Here is a 15912-nt window from a genome sequence, read left to right as displayed (position 1 = left end):
AAAGGTGAGTAGCATGAAGAAAAAGAAACAAAGACAAATACAAAGACAAAGACAATCACAAGTGAATCAACCAAAGAAAGAAACACTTACATTAGGCGATCAATTAAATGATTCACTCATGCAACAATTAAAGAGTAAGAAGAAAGAGTTGCAAGTGAGGGAAGAGGAAAAAGAGGCAGCTGAACTGGAAAGAAAGCGCCAAGAACAAAAAGAACGTGAAAAGAATAAATCATTTGAAGAACTGCTAAGTGAAAGTAACCTTACTTGGAAAGACTTTAAATAATAAAAAATGATCAGTGAAATACCACTGATCATTTTTTGACGAGCTTGTAAGAAAAGGGGAGTTAGAATGAGAAAAATTGTCGTTGTTCCACATGAAAACCATTGGAGTGAAAAATTTCAAATGGAGGCTAAAAGATTAAAATCAGCGATGCCAGAAACGGTAAAAATTCATCATATTGGAAGTACGTCAGTTCCTGGACTGGCAGCTAAACCTATTATTGATATGATCATGGAAGTAGAAAATATCGAAAGAGTAGATGGGTGGAATGAACGATTTATAGAGCTTGGTTACATCGTAAAAGGGGAAAATGGTATTTCAAGACGCCGATATTATATTCATGGAACTGAAGAAAAACGTTCGTATCATTTACACGTGTTTGAAAAAGGAAATCCAGAGATAGTAAGGCATTTAGCATTTCGTGATTATATGATGGCTCATTGTGAAGAAGCAGAGGCATATGCAACCTTAAAGAAAGAATTAGCCGAAAAGTATACATATGATGGCGCGTTATATACGGAAGGAAAAAATGAGTTTGTGCGCAATGTGGATGAAAAAGCGAAAGAATGGAGAAAAAATAACGTGAATGAATGAATTCACGTTATTTTTTAGCTATATAAAAGTGTTATGTAAACTGTACGTATGTTTTGACTTTTGGGATGAATCTTGTTGAAATAAAGTTGTGGCTTATAAAAATGTAACAATGAAAGGGAGACGACTGTGCATATTCCAACAACTACACTTCATAATGGCGTGAAAATGCCGATGATTGGTCTAGGCGTATATAAAGCGAAAGAAGGAGACGAAGTAAAACAAGCAGTAAAAACAGCGTTAGAAGTTGGATACCGTTCGATTGATACAGCAACTGTATATGAAAATGAAAGCGGTGTCGGAGAGGCGATACGTGAATCAGGAATTTCAAGAGAAGATCTATTTATTACAACAAAAGTATGGAACGACGATCAAGGATATGAGGAGACACTCGAGGCATTTGAAAAGAGTTTGAAAAAATTACAAATGGACTATGTAGATTTATATTTAATACATTGGCCGGTAAGAGGGAAGTATGTTGATACGTACCGAGCTTTGGAGAAATTGTATGAAGAAGGTAAAGTGCGCGCGATTGGTGTTTCTAATTTTCATAAACATCATTTAGAACTATTATTACCAAATTGCAAAGTGAAGCCGATGGTAAACCAAGTGGAACTTCATCCGATGTTGACGCAATTTGAGTTGCGCAATTATTGTCAAGATGAGCAAATTCAAATGGAAGCATGGAGTCCGTTAATGAGGGGCGGAGAAGTATTCCAGCATCCAATCATTCAGGCTATTGCTAACAAATATGAAAAAACACCTGCACAAGTTATATTAAGGTGGGATATTCAAAGCGGGATTGTTACAATTCCTAAATCTGTTACACCATCTCGTATTAAAGAAAACTTTACTATTTTTGATTTTGCACTAACTGAAGAAGAGATACGTCAAATTAACACGTTGAATCGTGATTTACATGTAGGAACGAATCCTGATAAATATGATACGTTATAAAAAAGACTGTCTCCTAATACTGGAGACAATCTTCTATTTATCGGTAATTCGATATTTTTAACGATGCAAAGCATATGTGTCATATTTAACAATCTTTTGAAGTTGTATATATTCTTCTTTCGTTAAAGGTAACTGTTGGCTAGCTCGTATATTTTCCTGTAATTGTTGAAGCGAGCTTGCACCAGGTATAACAGCTGCAACAGTCTTATTATGTAAGCAATATTGAATAGCTGTTCCTGTTAAAGAGCGTTCTCCAATCGTTTCTTTTACACTCGCTAGAGTTGTATGTAATTCATCGTAAGAATAAGAGAGATAATCCTTTTCCTTTACTCTTTCTATTTTTCTTGCATTGTTGTCAGTTAAAATTCCTTTTGCAAGTGGCCCGCGGGCAATGACGCTAATTTGGTGTTCATTCAGAAGGGGGAACCATTCTTCTGGACGACGATTTAAAAGGCTATATTCCATTAGTACACTAACGATGTTTGAGCGTTTTGCATACTCACGAACGACATTTGGGCGTATAGAAGAAATACCGTAATGGCGAATAATACCTTCCTTTTTCAATTCTTCAAAAGCTTCAATTGTTTCATCTATTGGATCTTCAATCGTTCCGCCATGAAGTTGGTAAAGGTCAATATAATCAGTTTGAAGTCTACGTAAACTTTCCTTTACTTCAGTCTTTATGTAAGCTTTAGAAGGATCCCAAGACCAGCCATTTTTTTCTTCTGTCCAACGATTTCCAACCTTCGTTGTAAGTACAATTTGGTCTCTTCTTCCCTTCAAGGCTTTTCCAACAAATTCTTCATTTAATCCGTAATCATATAAATCTGCTGTATCAAAAAAATTAATTCCTAAATCGATCGCTTCATCGATAATATGCATAGCTTCTGTTTCAGATGTACCGAGAGACATACAGCCAAGGCCCATTTCTGTAACAAACAAATCTGAGTTTCCTAATTGACGTTTTTTCATAGGTCAACCTCCTTACCTTTATTGTACGAGAGGGAAAAGAGGTTGACAAACGTTTACTTTTCGCTGCGCATTAACTGCCCGTAAAAGCATGATTAATGTTTCACTTTATTTGCTGTAATCCACTCTTGTACAGTTGTATACTCTTTGCTATATTGCTTTAGCTTATGGCGAATTTGCCATGCTTTTCCGACTAAAGTGACGCGATTTGGTAAAATATAAACTTTCATTTCTATCACGCTCCTTTCAATGTGGTAAAATGTATGAGGAAAGAATAGGAAATAGAACAGGGAGATGAAGTAGTGTGAGTAATCTTGCAGAGAGAACAGTAAAAACTGAGCCGATTTTTGATGGTAGAGTTATAAAAGTTCGTGTTGATGATGTAGTATTACCAAATGGAGCAATGAGTAAACGTGAAATTGTAAATCACCCTGGTGCAGTTGCTATTATTGCTATTACTGATGAGGGGAAAATTGTGCTTGTTGAGCAGTATCGTAAAGCACTTGAAAAGGCGATTATAGAAATTCCGGCTGGCAAGTTAGAACCTGGTGAAAAACCTGAGGTAACAGCAGTTCGTGAATTAGAAGAGGAAACAGGATATGTATGTGAAAATATGGAGCTCATTACTTCTTTCTATACATCTCCAGGATTCGCAGATGAAATTTTATATGTATATAAAGCGACAGGTTTGACAAAAAAAGAAAATAAAGCTGAGTTAGATGAAGATGAGTTTGTGGAATTAATGGAAGTATCGTTAGAAGAAGCGATTACTCTTATGAAAGATCTTCGTATTCATGATGCGAAGACGATGTTTGCAGTACAATATTTACAACTACAAAAATAAACACTCGCCAAAGGCGAGTGTTTTTTAATTGATTTTTGCATATACACGTGCATCACGTAAGCTACCATCTGGTGCTAGGAAATCATTTTCCATTGTACCTTCTAGAATGAATTCTAGACGTTCTGCTAAGCTACATGCATTTATATTTGTTGCATCAGTACGAATTTCAATTCTTCTAGCGCCTAGTTTATCAAAGGCGAACTGAATTGCACCTTTAACAGCTTCGGTCATATAGCCTTGTTTTGTATAGGCACTATGTAGCCAGAAGTGAAGTGAAAACTTTGGAATATCCCAGTTTTCAGGCTTTAGTGTAATTGCTCCGATGAATGTACCAGATACTTTATCGTATAAGTGAAAATCAAGTGTTTCACGAAGTAAAAACTGTCCGTGAGCTTCGCGAACAATTTCTTCAGCACTCTCTTCTGTTTCAGCGTTAATTGGTATCCACGGTACTAAGTCTTCTAGAGAAGCTTGGATTGCTTCATATACTTCTGCACCATCACCTGGAAATGGTTTACGAACTTGCAAGCGTTCAGTTTGAAATAATGTTGGAAAATCTAATAATAATGGTTTCAAGAGAAATCCCTCCTATTCTCTACTTTTTAGTTTAGCAAAGTAGAGCGGAATTTCAATGTTAATTCGTCATACTTTTTTCTTTCTTTCATACATTTTTAATAAGAGTGTGAACGGAGGGAAGAAAAATGTGGCGAAAAAATTGGCAAGACCGTGTAATGTCTCACATACAGGAAAACTCTTCATTATATATATTTAACGCCGTTTTATTATTGATGGGAGTAATATTCGGAGCCATTCTGGTGAATAGTTTACAAATCAATCAAAAACAAGATTTATCATTTTATTTACAACGTTTTTTTGGACAAGTCTCTAAAGGAGAATTTGCTATTGCGGGCGAAATGTTTCGAGAAAGTTACTTTTCGCAATTAAAATACATCGGGTTTATTTGGATTTTAGGGATTTCAATTATTGGATTACCACTTATTTTTATTTTATTATTTGTAAAAGGAGTTGTCGTTGGATTTACAGTTGGTTTTTTAGTAAGTCAGCATGGATGGAATGGACTATTATTAGCATTTGTATCTGTTTTGCCACAAAATTTAATTATCATTCCAGTCTTTCTCGTTATGACAACTATTGCTGCAAGTTTTTCTTTACGGATGATTAGGCATCAATTTATTAGAAAAATAACCGAGCCACTATTACCATTATTAATCCGTTATACATGCTTCTTTCTTGTAATTGGAGTAGTGTTAGCACTTGCTTCTAGTGTGGAGGCTTACGCATCACCAGTTTTAATGAAAGAAGTCGTTGAGGCTATTAATAAAAAATAAATACTTTTTGAGAATAATTATCAATTTGTTTTTATTGTTTTTTCTTTTGACAGAAGCCCTTCTTCTGATATAATGGTGTAAGAGTGGCGAGGAGGGAGTAGTACCGAATGGAAGAAAGAATTGAACGAATTAAGAAGCAATTACATGCAGCGAGCTACAAATTAACACCGCAACGTGAAGCAACAGTTCGTGTGCTGCTAGAAAATGAAGAAGATCATTTAAGCGCAGAAGATGTTTACCTCCTTGTAAAAGAAAAGTCGCCAGAGATCGGATTAGCAACCGTCTATCGAACTTTAGAACTATTATCTGAGTTAAAAGTTGTCGATAAGATTAACTTCGGAGACGGTGTTTCACGCTATGACTTACGCCAAGAAGGTGCGCAGCGTTTCCACCATCATTTGATTTGTACACAATGTGGTGCTGTACAAGAAATACAAGAAGATTTACTTGGTGAAGTGGAAAGGAAAGTAGAACGAGACTGGAGCTTTAAGGTGAAAGATCATCGTTTAACATTCCATGGGATTTGTAAAAATTGTCAAGAAAATGAAACGGATGAAAAATAACCTTTTCCTATTTATCTAGGAAGAGGTTTTTTATTTGAATAAGGTATAAATTGGTGAAAGCTTGGCATATGTTGTAATAACTTATATTTTGGAGGAATTTACAATGCGCCGAGCTTTAAAATTAACTTTTGATGGAATAAAAGTATTTTTATTATTTACAAGTTGTACGATTTTGTTTTATTTCGCTATACTATGGATAAATGAAGAATATGAAAGCTATCATCGTTATGAAAAACCTAAAGAAGAGACTGTAGAAAAAGTATCAGGGAATGAAGAACCGGCAAAGGATGCTTTCGTAAATAGAATGATGTTTTTCTATGAAAATGGGGAGTAGTGTAGAGTGGAAGATCAATTAAAAGATTTTATTCATTATATGGTTGTCGAAAAAGGATTAGCAAAGAATACAGTAGTATCTTATGAACGGGATTTAAAAAGCTACGTAAAGTATTTGCAAAATGTGGAACAGACGAAAACTTTTCATGAAGTGACCCGTTTACACATTGTTAACTTTTTGCAGTATTTAAAAGAGAACGGAAAATCTTCGAAAACATTGGCGCGTCATATCGCATCAATTCGTTCGTTCCACCAATTTTTACTTCGTGAACGAGCGGTAGAACACGACCCATCCGTACATATTGAAACGCCACAAGGGGAACGGAAATTACCAAAAGTATTATCAGTTGATGAAGTAGAGGCGTTACTTCAAACACCAAAAATGACAAGTGCTTTTGGGATTCGTGATAAGGCGATGCTAGAGTTACTGTATGCGACAGGACTTCGTGTTTCAGAATTGATTGCACTCAATTTAGAAGATGTACATTTAACAATGGGATTTGTTCGTTGCATAGGGAAAGGGAATAAAGAAAGAATTATTCCACTAGGAAGTTTAGCAACGGAAGCGATTCAAAAGTATATTGAAAAAGGAAGAAGAGAATTAATGGGGAAAAAAGTAGTAGATGCACTCTTTTTAAACCATCATGGTAATCGATTATCAAGACAAGGATTTTGGAAAATATTAAAACGATTAGCGAAAGAAGCAAATATTGAAAAAGAGCTTACACCTCATACGTTGCGTCATTCGTTTGCTACGCACTTATTAGAAAATGGAGCAGATTTACGTGCTGTACAAGAAATGCTTGGACATGCAGATATTTCAACGACGCAAATCTATACGCACGTTTCAAAAACTAGATTAAAAGATGTATATAAACAGTTTCATCCGAGAGCATAGTTACTATGCTCTTTTTTTCATAGATTAAGAGGGGAAGAGCGTTTCACAGAAACTTCACAAACATTTCGTATATTGTTTTCAGCAGAAGACTGGAATATTACAATGTATTTCCTCTATACTAAATAAAGTATAAAGGAGGAAATGATGATGAAAAAACTGATTATAACTTTATTTATCGCGATGCTAGCGTTGGCTGGCTGTAATACAAACAAAGAAGAACCGAAAAAAGAACAGAAACTTGAAGCTGTAAAAGTAGCAGTACAAACAAATCCGAAAGAAATTAAACCAGGTGAAAAAACAGAAGTACAAGCACTTGTTACACAAGGGAAAGAAAAAGTAACGGATGCCGATGATGTAAAGTTTGAAATTTGGAAAGATGGCGACGAAAAACACGAGATGTTAGATGGTAAGCATAAAGGAAAAGGTGTTTATGCAGTAGAGAAAACATTCGAAACGGATGGAGTATACCATATTATCGCTCACACAAATGCACGTGAAATGCACGTTATGCCAGAAGTAAAAGTTGCTGTAGGAAATGCGAAAGTAGAAGATGCAAAAAAAGAAAATAGTGATCACAGTGCAGGACATGGAGATCATAAAAGTGACACAATGATCCATCTTATGGCTGGAGACATAAAGGCAAATGCTGAATCTACAATGAAAGTTCATTTAAAACAAAAAGAAGAAGCCCTAACTGGTGCTGAAGTACAACTAGAGATTTGGAAAGATGGTGTTGAAAAACACGAATTTATTCCAGCGAAAGAAGGGAATAAAGGAGAGTATGAAACAAAACATACTTTCAAAGAGAACGGTGCTTACAAAGTGAAAGTACATGTAAGAAAAGGCGAATTGCATGAACATAAAGAAGAAACAATAGAAGTAAAATAAAAAGTAGCTCTTTAGAGCTACTTTTTATTTTTAATATGAAGAAATAAATCATAAAAAAATTAGCACTTCGTTGCAGAATGGATTACAATAGAAGTGTGAAGAAAATGAGAAATTCTACGAAAATGTATTAAAAAGAAAGCGTAAACATGTTATGATATCAGTATCAGATGTCTGACATCTGACTTAGAAAAAACTAGAAATGTTTTTGAATCGTTTCAAGTAAACGAAATAGGTTAGAAAATGATTTAAAGAAGTACTGTTTGACAATGAGAATTCTTTTGGATAACAGTTTCACTTTATAGCGTTTTGAACATACTACAAGAAGTAGAACTGAACTTATAGGAGGTCGCAGTTATGAATAAATATAAACGTATATTCCTAGTCGTAATGGACTCTGTGGGAATCGGTGAAGCACCAGATGCTGAGCAATTTGGTGATTTAGGATCTGACACAATTGGTCACATTGCTGAACATATGAATGGGTTACAAATGCCTAACATGGTGAAATTAGGTCTTGGTAACATTCGAGAAATGAAAGGTATCTCTAAAGTAGAGAAACCACTTGGATATTACACAAAAATGCAAGAGAAATCTACTGGTAAAGATACAATGACAGGTCACTGGGAAATCATGGGCCTTTACATTGATACACCATTCCAAGTGTTCCCGGAAGGATTCCCGAAAGAATTACTTGATGAATTAGAAGAAAAAACAGGCCGTAAAATTATCGGTAATAAGCCAGCTTCAGGAACTGAGATTCTTGATGAACTTGGTCAAGAGCAAATGGAAACAGGCTCTTTAATCGTTTATACTTCTGCTGATAGCGTATTACAAATTGCAGCACACGAAGAAGTAGTGCCACTTGATGAGTTATATAAAATCTGTAAAATTGCACGTGAATTAACATTAGATGAGAAATACATGGTAGGTCGTGTTATTGCTCGTCCATTCGTTGGTGAACCTGGAAACTTTACACGTACACCAAACCGTCATGACTATGCACTAAAACCATTCGGCCGTACAGTAATGAATGAATTAAAAGATAGTGACTACGATGTAATTGCTATTGGTAAAATCTCTGATATTTATGATGGCGAAGGGGTAACGGAATCACTTCGTACGAAGTCTAACATGGATGGAATGGATAAGCTTGTAGATACATTAAATATGGACTTTACAGGTCTTAGCTTCTTAAACTTAGTTGACTTTGATGCATTATTCGGCCACCGCCGTGATCCACAAGGATACGGAGAAGCTCTGCAAGAATATGATGCACGTCTTCCAGAAGTATTCGCAAAACTAAAAGAAGATGATTTATTACTAATTACAGCAGACCACGGTAATGATCCAATTCATCCTGGTACTGACCATACACGTGAATATGTACCATTATTAGCATATAGCCCAAGCATGAAAGAAGGCGGACAAGAGTTACCACTTCGTCAAACATTTGCTGATATTGGTGCAACAGTAGCAGAAAACTTCGGTGTGAAAATGCCAGAATACGGAACAAGCTTCTTAAACGAGCTAAAGAAATAGGGGGATAAACAAATGAATCGTGAACTTATTACAAAATCAGCTTCATACTTAAAAGAGAAATTTCAAGAGACACCACAAGTAGGACTAATCCTTGGATCAGGACTAGGTGTATTAGCAGACGAAATTGAGAACGCAGTAACAGTACCTTACAGTGAAATCCCTGAGTTCCCAGTATCAACTGTAGAAGGCCATGCAGGTCAACTAGTATTCGGTACACTTCAAGGTGTAACAGTAGTAGCAATGCAAGGACGTTTCCACTTCTATGAAGGATACGACATGCAAAAAGTAACATTCCCAGTTCGTGTTATGAAAGAACTAGGTGTAGAAACAGTTGTTGTAACAAACGCAGCTGGTGGTGTAAATACATCATTTGAGCCAGGCGATCTTATGTTAATCTCAGACCACATTAACTTCATGGGTACGAATCCATTAATCGGACCAAATGATTCTGAAATGGGCGTACGTTTCCCTGATATGTCTACGTCATATACGGTAGAACTTCGCGAAATGGCGAAACAAGTTGCAGCAGACTTAAATATTAAAGTACAAGAAGGTGTATACGTAGGAATGACAGGTCCTGTATATGAAACACCTGCTGAAATTCGTATGCTTCGTACACTTGGCGGAGATGCAGTTGGTATGTCAACAGTACCTGAAGTAATTGTAGCGCGTCATGCTGGTATGAAAGTATTAGGTATTTCTTGTATTTCAAATATGGCAGCTGGTATTTTAGATCAGCCACTTCACCACGATGAAGTAATTGAAACGACAGAACGTGTTAAAGCGAACTTCTTAGCATTAGTAAAAGCAATCGTAAAACAAATGAAGGGGTGACCTCACAATGAGAATGGTGGACCTAATTGCAAAAAAACGTGACGGACATGCATTAACGACAGAAGAAATTAACTTTATTGTTGAAGGATATACAAATGGTGATATTCCTGATTATCAAGTAAGTTCACTTGCAATGGCAATTTTCTTCCAAGATATGAACGATCAAGAGCGTGCTGATTTAACGATGGCAATGGTAAATAGCGGTGATACAATCGACTTATCAGCTATTGAAGGTGTAAAAGTAGATAAGCATTCAACAGGTGGTGTTGGTGATACAACGACACTTGTATTAGGTCCATTAGTAGCTGCTTTAGATGTACCAGTAGCGAAAATGTCTGGACGCGGTTTAGGACATACTGGTGGTACAATTGATAAATTAGAAGCAGTCCCAGGATTCCATGTGGAAATTGAAAACGATGAATTCATGCGTCTTGTAAATGAAAACAAAATCGCAGTTATCGGCCAAAGTGGTAACTTAACACCTGCTGATAAAAAGTTATATGCACTTCGTGATGTAACAGCAACAGTAAACTCAATTCCGCTTATTGCAAGTTCGATTATGAGTAAAAAAATTGCTGCTGGTGCAGATGCAATTGTTCTTGATGTAAAAACTGGAGCAGGTGCATTTATGAAAACGGATGAAGATGCAAAACGTTTAGCAGAAGCAATGGTACGTATCGGTAATAACGTTGGTCGTAACACGATGGCAGTTATTTCGGATATGAGTCAACCACTTGGTGAAGCTATTGGTAACGCACTAGAAGTACAAGAAGCAATTGATACATTACAAGGTAAAGGGCCGAAAGATTTAGAAGAGTTATGTTTAACACTTGGAAGTCAAATGGTGTACCTTGCTGGACAAGCTTCATCTTTAGAAGATGCACGTGAAAAGCTAATTGAAGTAATGAACAACGGAAAAGCGCTAGAATCATTTAAAACGTTCTTATCAGCTCAAGGCGGCGACGCATCTGTTGTTGATGATCCTTCTAAATTGCCACAAGCACAATTTAAAATTGAAGTGGAAGCGAAAGAAGACGGATATGTATCAGAAATCGTTGCAGACGAAATCGGAACAGCAGCAATGCTTTTAGGAGCAGGACGTGCAACGAAAGAGTCTGAAATTGATTTAGCAGTTGGTCTAATGCTGCGCAAAAAAGTAGGCGATAGCGTGAAGCAAGGTGAATCCCTTGTTACAATTTACGCAAACCGCGAAAATGTTGAAGATGTAAAAGCGAAAATTTATGAGAACATGAAGATTTCTAAAGAACATGTAGATGCACCAACTTTAGTACACAGTATCGTAACGAAGTAATAAAAAAAGCTGAGGAGATTTCTCCTTGGCTTTTTTTACTATTTTTTGTTTATAATAATAATGGGTGAAATTATGATTAGAATTTGTGCAGTAACAAAAACAGATGAAGTATTATATGATGTTTCGCTAGAAGAAACAAAGAAAGACCATATTGTATGGTATTGGCTAGATTTATATAAGCCAACGAAAGAAGAGTATACATATATTCTGCAAGACCATTTTAAGTTCCATCCCCTTGCAATTGAAGACTGTATAGAATATGTACAGAGGCCAAAAGTTGATTTTTATGATGGATATAACTTTTTAGTTCTTCATGCATTTGGGGAAGATGGACTAGAACCGCACGAAATCGATTTATTTATTAGTGATCGTTATATTGTTTCTTTCCACTTTTCTCATAACAATGCAATCGAAAGAGTATGGAAAACACTTGGAGAAAAGAAGCGTATTAAAAATAGTCCTTTACACGTAGCTCATACAATTATCGACCAAATTGTAGATGACTATTTTGCGCCTGTATATTACATTGAGGATCATTTAAATGCAATTGATGATAATTTAACGGGGGAGACAGCAGGAAGTGTATTAGAAGAGGTATTTGATATACGTGCAGATTTATCAAAGCTAAGGCGTACAATTATTCCGATGCGTGATTTATTATATCGTATTTTAAATTCGACTCGTTTTTACGGTATAAGCGATCATGAAATTTACTTTAAAGATATACATGATCATTTGCTTAAACTAACAGAAATGATTGAGGCAAGCCGAGAGTTAACAGCAGATATTCGGGATAGTTATTTTTCATTAAACTCACATCATATGAATAACATTATGAAAACATTAACTGTATTCTCGACTATTTTCATGCCATTAACATTTATTGCGGGAGTATATGGAATGAACTTTACGCATATGCCAGAGCTTGGTGGACAATATAGTTATTTTATTTGTCTACTTATTATGGCACTAATTGGCGGCGGAATGATGGCCTGGTTTTATAAAAAAGGATGGTTTAAGTAAAAAAACACCGAGGATTTCCTCGGTGTTTTTTTAACCAATAGCATGTAATACAAACATAGCTAAGAATAAGCATGTAATGATATACATAGATGGTGCGACTTCTTTACGCTTTCCAAGAGCAACTTTTAAGATAGGGTAAGCAATAAATCCGAACGCAATGCCATCAGCGATACTATATGTGAGCGGGATCATAACGATAATTAAGAATGCTGGAAATCCTTCTGAAAAATCATTCAGAGGAATTTGTTGAATGCTTGTAATCATCAGACCGCCAATAATAATTAAGATGGGTGCAATGGCACTATCAGGAATTAATTTGACAAATGGAAGAGCAAACAGTGATGCAAAAAATAGCAACCCAGTAACGATAGACGTCAGACCTGTCTTACCACCTGCAGTAATACCTGCGGCACTTTCTACTGTTGAAACGGTAGGACTTGTGCCAAATAGACCACATGTCATTGCTGAAATTGCATTGGCTTGGTAAGCACGTGGGAATTTACGATCATCTTCTAATAAACCGTGCAGAAGTCCCATGTTCTCAAAAATAAGCACCATGCTTAAAGAGAATGTTGCAATCCAAAATGGTAAGGAAGAAAGTTTCCCAAATGACATAGCTCCAAACACATCACCGTAATTGGCGAATGAGAATGAACTACTTCCCACTTGACTCGTATCCACAAGACCAAATAGCCAGGCGATACCAGTTCCTATTGCAATCGTCCATAAAAAGTTTCCACGTACGTTACGAATAAATAATACAAGTGCAATGATAAGAGTAAGTAATGTCGCAAGAACGACAGGATTACTTAATTTCCCCATTGCCACAGCAGTATTTGGGTTCGAAACGACTAAACCACCTTTTTGCAATCCGATAAACGCTAAAAATAATCCGATGCCGACAGTAATCGCTTCCTTTAATGACTTTGGAATTGATACTGATAGCACGCGAGCGATTGGTGTAAAAGCGGCAATTGCAAAAATAATACCAGAGATAAAGACAGCAGCCAATGCTTCTTGCCAAGTTAGTCCAAGCGTATGCACAGCTGTGTACGTGAAGAATGCATTTACACCCATACCCGGGACAAGAATAGCAGGTGCATTTGCCCAAAATGCCATGAGTAGACATCCGACAAATGAACTAAAAACAGTTGCTAAAATTCCAGCTTCAAGAGGAATGCCAGCATCTGATAAGATTGACGCATTTACAATCATAATATATACGATTGTGAAAAATGACGTAACTCCAGCTAAAACTTCTTGTTTTGGTGATGTTTCGTGTAAACCTAATTTAAATGTTCTTTCAAGTATTCCTTTCATGTTAAACCTTCTTTTTCATATCCCTCTCCCACCCGTGATATCTCTTTTGTAAGAGCTCACCGTTCTTTATTATATCAGAACATCATGTTTTTACAACAAGTAAAATGATAACGTTTACTTGTAAAGAGAATTCGTTATAAATACGTAAAAATAGCCCGTATGGATGAAATGATTTCTAATTCACCCGATTGAATGGGCGGGGCTGCTTGCGCATGTAAAGTAGCATAAGACGTAACCTCCCGTGGTAATTGGGCAGATTCTTCAACGAATGAGAGGGGAACAGGATTAATATTTAAATTATATGTACTCGCAATAGCACGAGCTTTTTCTACTGCTTGGTGCAGAGCTTGAATGAGAGCTTGCTCATAATATTTATTTGGATGAGATACTCGGAAACGTAAACCTTTTGCTACATTTGCGCCATTTGAAACGGCTATATCATATACTTCCCCAGCTTTTTGTACATTTAAAACGGTAATTTCATACAAATGCTCTACACGGTATCCTTGTAGCAATGCTTTATCATTTACATATTCGTATTGAGGAGTAATCGTATAAGAAATCGTTTCTATATCTTTATCGGCAATACCAAGCTGTTTAAGTGCATCCAGCAATTGTTTGGATTGCACTGCATTTTCTTCTTGAGCCTGTTTTACATTTTTATCATCTGTTCGAATGCCAAGCGTTAATATAACAACATTCGGTTTTGCTTTGACAACGCCTTCGCCTTGTACAGTAATAGTAGCTTCTTTACCAGTATTAGCTGTGCGTACGTTGTGTAAATAAGGATTCATTCCACCCTGCATTTTCCATCACCATCCTTTTTATATGTATATGTGTGAACAAAAAAGAAATTTATATGAAAAAAGTTACATAAATGAGAATGTTGAGGAAAGAAAGCATGTACAACATAGGTATTTATAGATTATAATATGTGTAAATATGATAAAAAAGGGACGAGGCTATTGAACGAAAAAAGAGAAACACTGATTTTAGATTTATCTGCATCATTTCGAAAAATGATACGTTTATTACAAAATGATATTAATACACGTTTTGCAGAACATATGCCATATAATGAATTTTCTGTATTACGTGCGTTATTTTTAAAGAGTCCACAGATGGCTTCGCAAATTGCGAGTGAAGTAAACGTAACCTCCAGTCATATTACAGCTGTTACAGATCGTCTCGTACGAAAAGGATTAGTAGAAAGAAAACGTTCTAATTCAGATCGTCGAATCGTGTACTTAGAAATTACAGAGCACGGAAGAGAAGTAACTGAAAAACTTGAAGCTGTGCGTAAAGAATATTATAAAGAGAGATTTAAAGGTTGGAGCGACCAAGAAATAGAAATGGTCTTAGAACTATTTGGCCGCGTATTATAATAAATGAGGATAGGAAGCGAAAGCATTCCTATCCTTTTTCTTTTGAATAAAAATATTTTGAAACTCCGATACTTTAATTAAAAGATCGGAGGAAAGATTATGAAATATATTGCTGCACTTACCATTTTATTTGGTGGTTTTTTCTATTTTCAAACATTTACGTACGCAGATACGCCTATCCAAGTGGTACGAAAAGAAGTGAAGTACATTGAAACCGATAATACAGTCTTATATTCGAAATTATGGGTTCGTTCTATGCAAAACGCAGTATTATTCCACCATAGCGATAATATTCGTAATCAGGACACATTACGTAATGTAACAAGTTCATCGCTTGTTAAAGCGAAACAACTACCTTTTCAGAAAGCGGCCCTCTATATACCGAGATTATCGCAATACGTATCAAAAGCAGGAAAAGAAAACATTCAAGTATACTACATTGCGATTCACTATAATGTGAAAAAAGAAAATGCATATCAACTAGATGGCATGAACTATTTTCTACAAGTATTTGTGAAAGAGCGTGGGGAATGGAAAATTGCTGAAAGTGTAGTTGCACCGACAGAGCAAATTGTGCAAAATGGTGATGGATTTGGGATGAAAGAAGAGATGGTGTATGGGGATAGGAGAGAGAATGTGAAATAACCTCTTTATTTAGATAGGGACATATATAATAAAAAGCATTGCTCTTGTGCAATGCCTTTTTATTTAGTTCATATAAGAGTTAAATAATTCATAACATCTTTCTTTTGTCAGCTTCTATTAATGCCATTGTTCCGTGTTTATAGTTTCACATCTATAATGCTTTTGGAAACATGTATCCACCA

General features: G+C 36.0%; 20 protein-coding genes. 15 read left to right on the top strand and 5 right to left on the bottom strand.

Features of this window, described 5'->3' with window-relative positions:
• Nucleotides 1-13: 13 nt before the first annotated feature.
• The 3 genes from NST86_RS20830 to NST86_RS20820 all read left to right on the top strand — a co-directional run bounded on the left by NST86_RS20830 (nt 14) and on the right by NST86_RS20820 (nt 1828).
• Nucleotides 14-283 carry a YqkE family protein gene (locus NST86_RS20830; RefSeq protein WP_016118586.1) on the top strand — a complete coding sequence of 90 codons (270 nt, stop codon included), beginning with the start codon at nt 14-16 and terminating at the stop codon, nt 281-283.
• Nucleotides 284-349: 66 nt separating this feature from the next.
• Complete coding sequence (locus tag NST86_RS20825; protein ID WP_016118585.1) at nt 350-874, top strand: GrpB family protein; 525 nt, start codon at nt 350-352, stop codon at nt 872-874.
• Nucleotides 875-1000: 126 nt separating this feature from the next.
• A complete protein-coding gene (locus NST86_RS20820; protein WP_061663474.1) occupies nt 1001-1828 on the top strand; it encodes an aldo/keto reductase in 828 nt (275 codons plus the stop codon).
• A gap of 57 nt (nt 1829-1885) precedes the next feature.
• Here the strand turns inward: NST86_RS20820 and NST86_RS20815 are convergent, their stop codons facing one another.
• Nucleotides 1886-2800: an aldo/keto reductase gene (locus NST86_RS20815; protein WP_000747213.1), complete on the bottom strand. Its 915-nt coding sequence runs from the start codon at nt 2798-2800 to the stop codon at nt 1886-1888.
• 92 nt (nt 2801-2892) lie between these two features.
• A complete protein-coding gene (mciZ, locus tag NST86_RS20810; RefSeq protein ID WP_000870302.1) occupies nt 2893-3027 on the bottom strand; it encodes a Z-ring formation inhibitor MciZ in 135 nt (44 codons plus the stop codon).
• Between the two features lie 74 nt (nt 3028-3101).
• On the opposite strand from mciZ, the gene NST86_RS20805 reads away from it, so the two are divergent.
• Entirely contained in the window at nt 3102-3641 is a 540-nt protein-coding gene (locus NST86_RS20805; protein ID WP_000067041.1) for an NUDIX hydrolase, read from the top strand.
• A 24-nt stretch (nt 3642-3665) separates the two neighbouring features.
• On the opposite strand, the gene NST86_RS20800 is transcribed toward NST86_RS20805, so the two are convergent.
• Complete coding sequence (locus tag NST86_RS20800; protein ID WP_000803479.1) at nt 3666-4217, bottom strand: GNAT family N-acetyltransferase; 552 nt, start codon at nt 4215-4217, stop codon at nt 3666-3668.
• 155 nt (nt 4218-4372) lie between these two features.
• Here NST86_RS20800 and spoIIM point away from each other — a divergent pair, with 155 nt between their 5' ends.
• From spoIIM to corA, 9 genes are all read left to right on the top strand, one after another.
• Nucleotides 4373-4990 (top strand): stage II sporulation protein M, encoded by a 618-nt coding sequence (gene spoIIM, locus NST86_RS20795; protein ID WP_013142149.1) that lies wholly within the window; start codon nt 4373-4375, stop codon nt 4988-4990.
• 107 nt (nt 4991-5097) lie between these two features.
• Entirely contained in the window at nt 5098-5553 is a 456-nt protein-coding gene (gene fur / locus NST86_RS20790) for a ferric iron uptake transcriptional regulator (protein WP_000392657.1), read from the top strand.
• A gap of 103 nt (nt 5554-5656) precedes the next feature.
• Nucleotides 5657-5887, top strand: coding sequence for a YqzK family protein (locus NST86_RS20785; RefSeq protein ID WP_001250432.1), 231 nt, complete (start codon nt 5657-5659; stop codon nt 5885-5887).
• Between the two features lie 6 nt (nt 5888-5893).
• On the top strand, nt 5894-6784 hold the full coding sequence (gene xerD, locus NST86_RS20780; RefSeq protein ID WP_000390088.1) for a site-specific tyrosine recombinase XerD: 891 nt from the start codon (nt 5894-5896) through the stop codon (nt 6782-6784).
• Between the two features lie 147 nt (nt 6785-6931).
• A complete protein-coding gene (locus tag NST86_RS20775; RefSeq protein ID WP_000733456.1) occupies nt 6932-7672 on the top strand; it encodes a FixH family protein in 741 nt (246 codons plus the stop codon).
• Between the two features lie 354 nt (nt 7673-8026).
• Nucleotides 8027-9211 (top strand): phosphopentomutase, encoded by a 1185-nt coding sequence (gene deoB, locus NST86_RS20770; protein WP_001046079.1) that lies wholly within the window; start codon nt 8027-8029, stop codon nt 9209-9211.
• Between the two features lie 12 nt (nt 9212-9223).
• Nucleotides 9224-10045, top strand: a complete 822-nt coding sequence (locus tag NST86_RS20765; RefSeq protein WP_001078446.1) for a purine-nucleoside phosphorylase — start codon at nt 9224-9226, stop codon at nt 10043-10045.
• A gap of 7 nt (nt 10046-10052) precedes the next feature.
• On the top strand, nt 10053-11357 hold the full coding sequence (locus NST86_RS20760) for a pyrimidine-nucleoside phosphorylase (protein ID WP_001243071.1): 1305 nt from the start codon (nt 10053-10055) through the stop codon (nt 11355-11357).
• Between the two features lie 60 nt (nt 11358-11417).
• Nucleotides 11418-12380: a magnesium/cobalt transporter CorA gene (gene corA, locus NST86_RS20755; protein ID WP_002000765.1), complete on the top strand. Its 963-nt coding sequence runs from the start codon at nt 11418-11420 to the stop codon at nt 12378-12380.
• 30 nt (nt 12381-12410) lie between these two features.
• On the opposite strand, the gene NST86_RS20750 is transcribed toward corA, so the two are convergent.
• Together NST86_RS20750 and NST86_RS20745 are read right to left on the bottom strand one after the other, a co-directional pair.
• Nucleotides 12411-13700, bottom strand: a complete 1290-nt coding sequence (locus tag NST86_RS20750) for an NCS2 family permease (RefSeq protein WP_000676242.1) — start codon at nt 13698-13700, stop codon at nt 12411-12413.
• 134 nt (nt 13701-13834) lie between these two features.
• The gene (locus NST86_RS20745; RefSeq protein WP_001161448.1) at nt 13835-14506 is read right to left on the bottom strand and encodes an SIMPL domain-containing protein; all 672 of its coding nucleotides are present in this window, start codon (nt 14504-14506) and stop codon (nt 13835-13837) included.
• Between the two features lie 159 nt (nt 14507-14665).
• Here NST86_RS20745 and NST86_RS20740 point away from each other — a divergent pair, with 159 nt between their 5' ends.
• Together NST86_RS20740 and NST86_RS20735 are read left to right on the top strand one after the other, a co-directional pair.
• On the top strand, nt 14666-15085 hold the full coding sequence (locus NST86_RS20740) for a MarR family winged helix-turn-helix transcriptional regulator (RefSeq protein WP_001003305.1): 420 nt from the start codon (nt 14666-14668) through the stop codon (nt 15083-15085).
• 99 nt (nt 15086-15184) lie between these two features.
• Nucleotides 15185-15730, top strand: a complete 546-nt coding sequence (locus tag NST86_RS20735; protein ID WP_000873783.1) for a hypothetical protein — start codon at nt 15185-15187, stop codon at nt 15728-15730.
• Nucleotides 15731-15912: the final 182 nt, after the last annotated feature.

It is taken from the genome of Bacillus sp. FSL L8-0199 (assembly GCF_038005705.1).
Taxonomy (GTDB): Bacteria; Bacillota; Bacilli; order Bacillales; family Bacillaceae_G; genus Bacillus_A; species Bacillus_A cereus.
This window is presented reverse-complemented; position numbering and strand designations above follow the sequence as displayed.

Bases quoted from the DNA above. Each gene is read 5' to 3' on its own strand.
- NST86_RS20830 (WP_016118586.1), top strand. From the start codon at position 14: ATGAAGAAAAAGAAACAAAGACAAATACAAAGACAAAGACAATCACAA.
- NST86_RS20825 (WP_016118585.1), top strand. From the start codon at position 350: ATGAGAAAAATTGTCGTTGTTCCACATGAAAACCATTGGAGTGAAAAA.
- NST86_RS20815 (WP_000747213.1), bottom strand. From the start codon at position 2,800: ATGAAAAAACGTCAATTAGGAAACTCAGATTTGTTTGTTACAGAAATG.
- mciZ (WP_000870302.1), bottom strand. From the start codon at position 3,027: ATGAAAGTTTATATTTTACCAAATCGCGTCACTTTAGTCGGAAAAGCA.
- spoIIM (WP_013142149.1), top strand. From the start codon at position 4,373: ATGTCTCACATACAGGAAAACTCTTCATTATATATATTTAACGCCGTT.
- fur (WP_000392657.1), top strand. From the start codon at position 5,098: ATGGAAGAAAGAATTGAACGAATTAAGAAGCAATTACATGCAGCGAGC.
- NST86_RS20785 (WP_001250432.1), top strand. From the start codon at position 5,657: ATGCGCCGAGCTTTAAAATTAACTTTTGATGGAATAAAAGTATTTTTA.
- NST86_RS20775 (WP_000733456.1), top strand. From the start codon at position 6,932: ATGAAAAAACTGATTATAACTTTATTTATCGCGATGCTAGCGTTGGCT.
- deoB (WP_001046079.1), top strand. From the start codon at position 8,027: ATGAATAAATATAAACGTATATTCCTAGTCGTAATGGACTCTGTGGGA.
- NST86_RS20765 (WP_001078446.1), top strand. From the start codon at position 9,224: ATGAATCGTGAACTTATTACAAAATCAGCTTCATACTTAAAAGAGAAA.
- NST86_RS20760 (WP_001243071.1), top strand. From the start codon at position 10,053: ATGAGAATGGTGGACCTAATTGCAAAAAAACGTGACGGACATGCATTA.
- corA (WP_002000765.1), top strand. From the start codon at position 11,418: ATGGGTGAAATTATGATTAGAATTTGTGCAGTAACAAAAACAGATGAA.
- NST86_RS20750 (WP_000676242.1), bottom strand. From the start codon at position 13,700: ATGAAAGGAATACTTGAAAGAACATTTAAATTAGGTTTACACGAAACA.
- NST86_RS20745 (WP_001161448.1), bottom strand. From the start codon at position 14,506: ATGCAGGGTGGAATGAATCCTTATTTACACAACGTACGCACAGCTAAT.
- NST86_RS20735 (WP_000873783.1), top strand. From the start codon at position 15,185: ATGAAATATATTGCTGCACTTACCATTTTATTTGGTGGTTTTTTCTAT.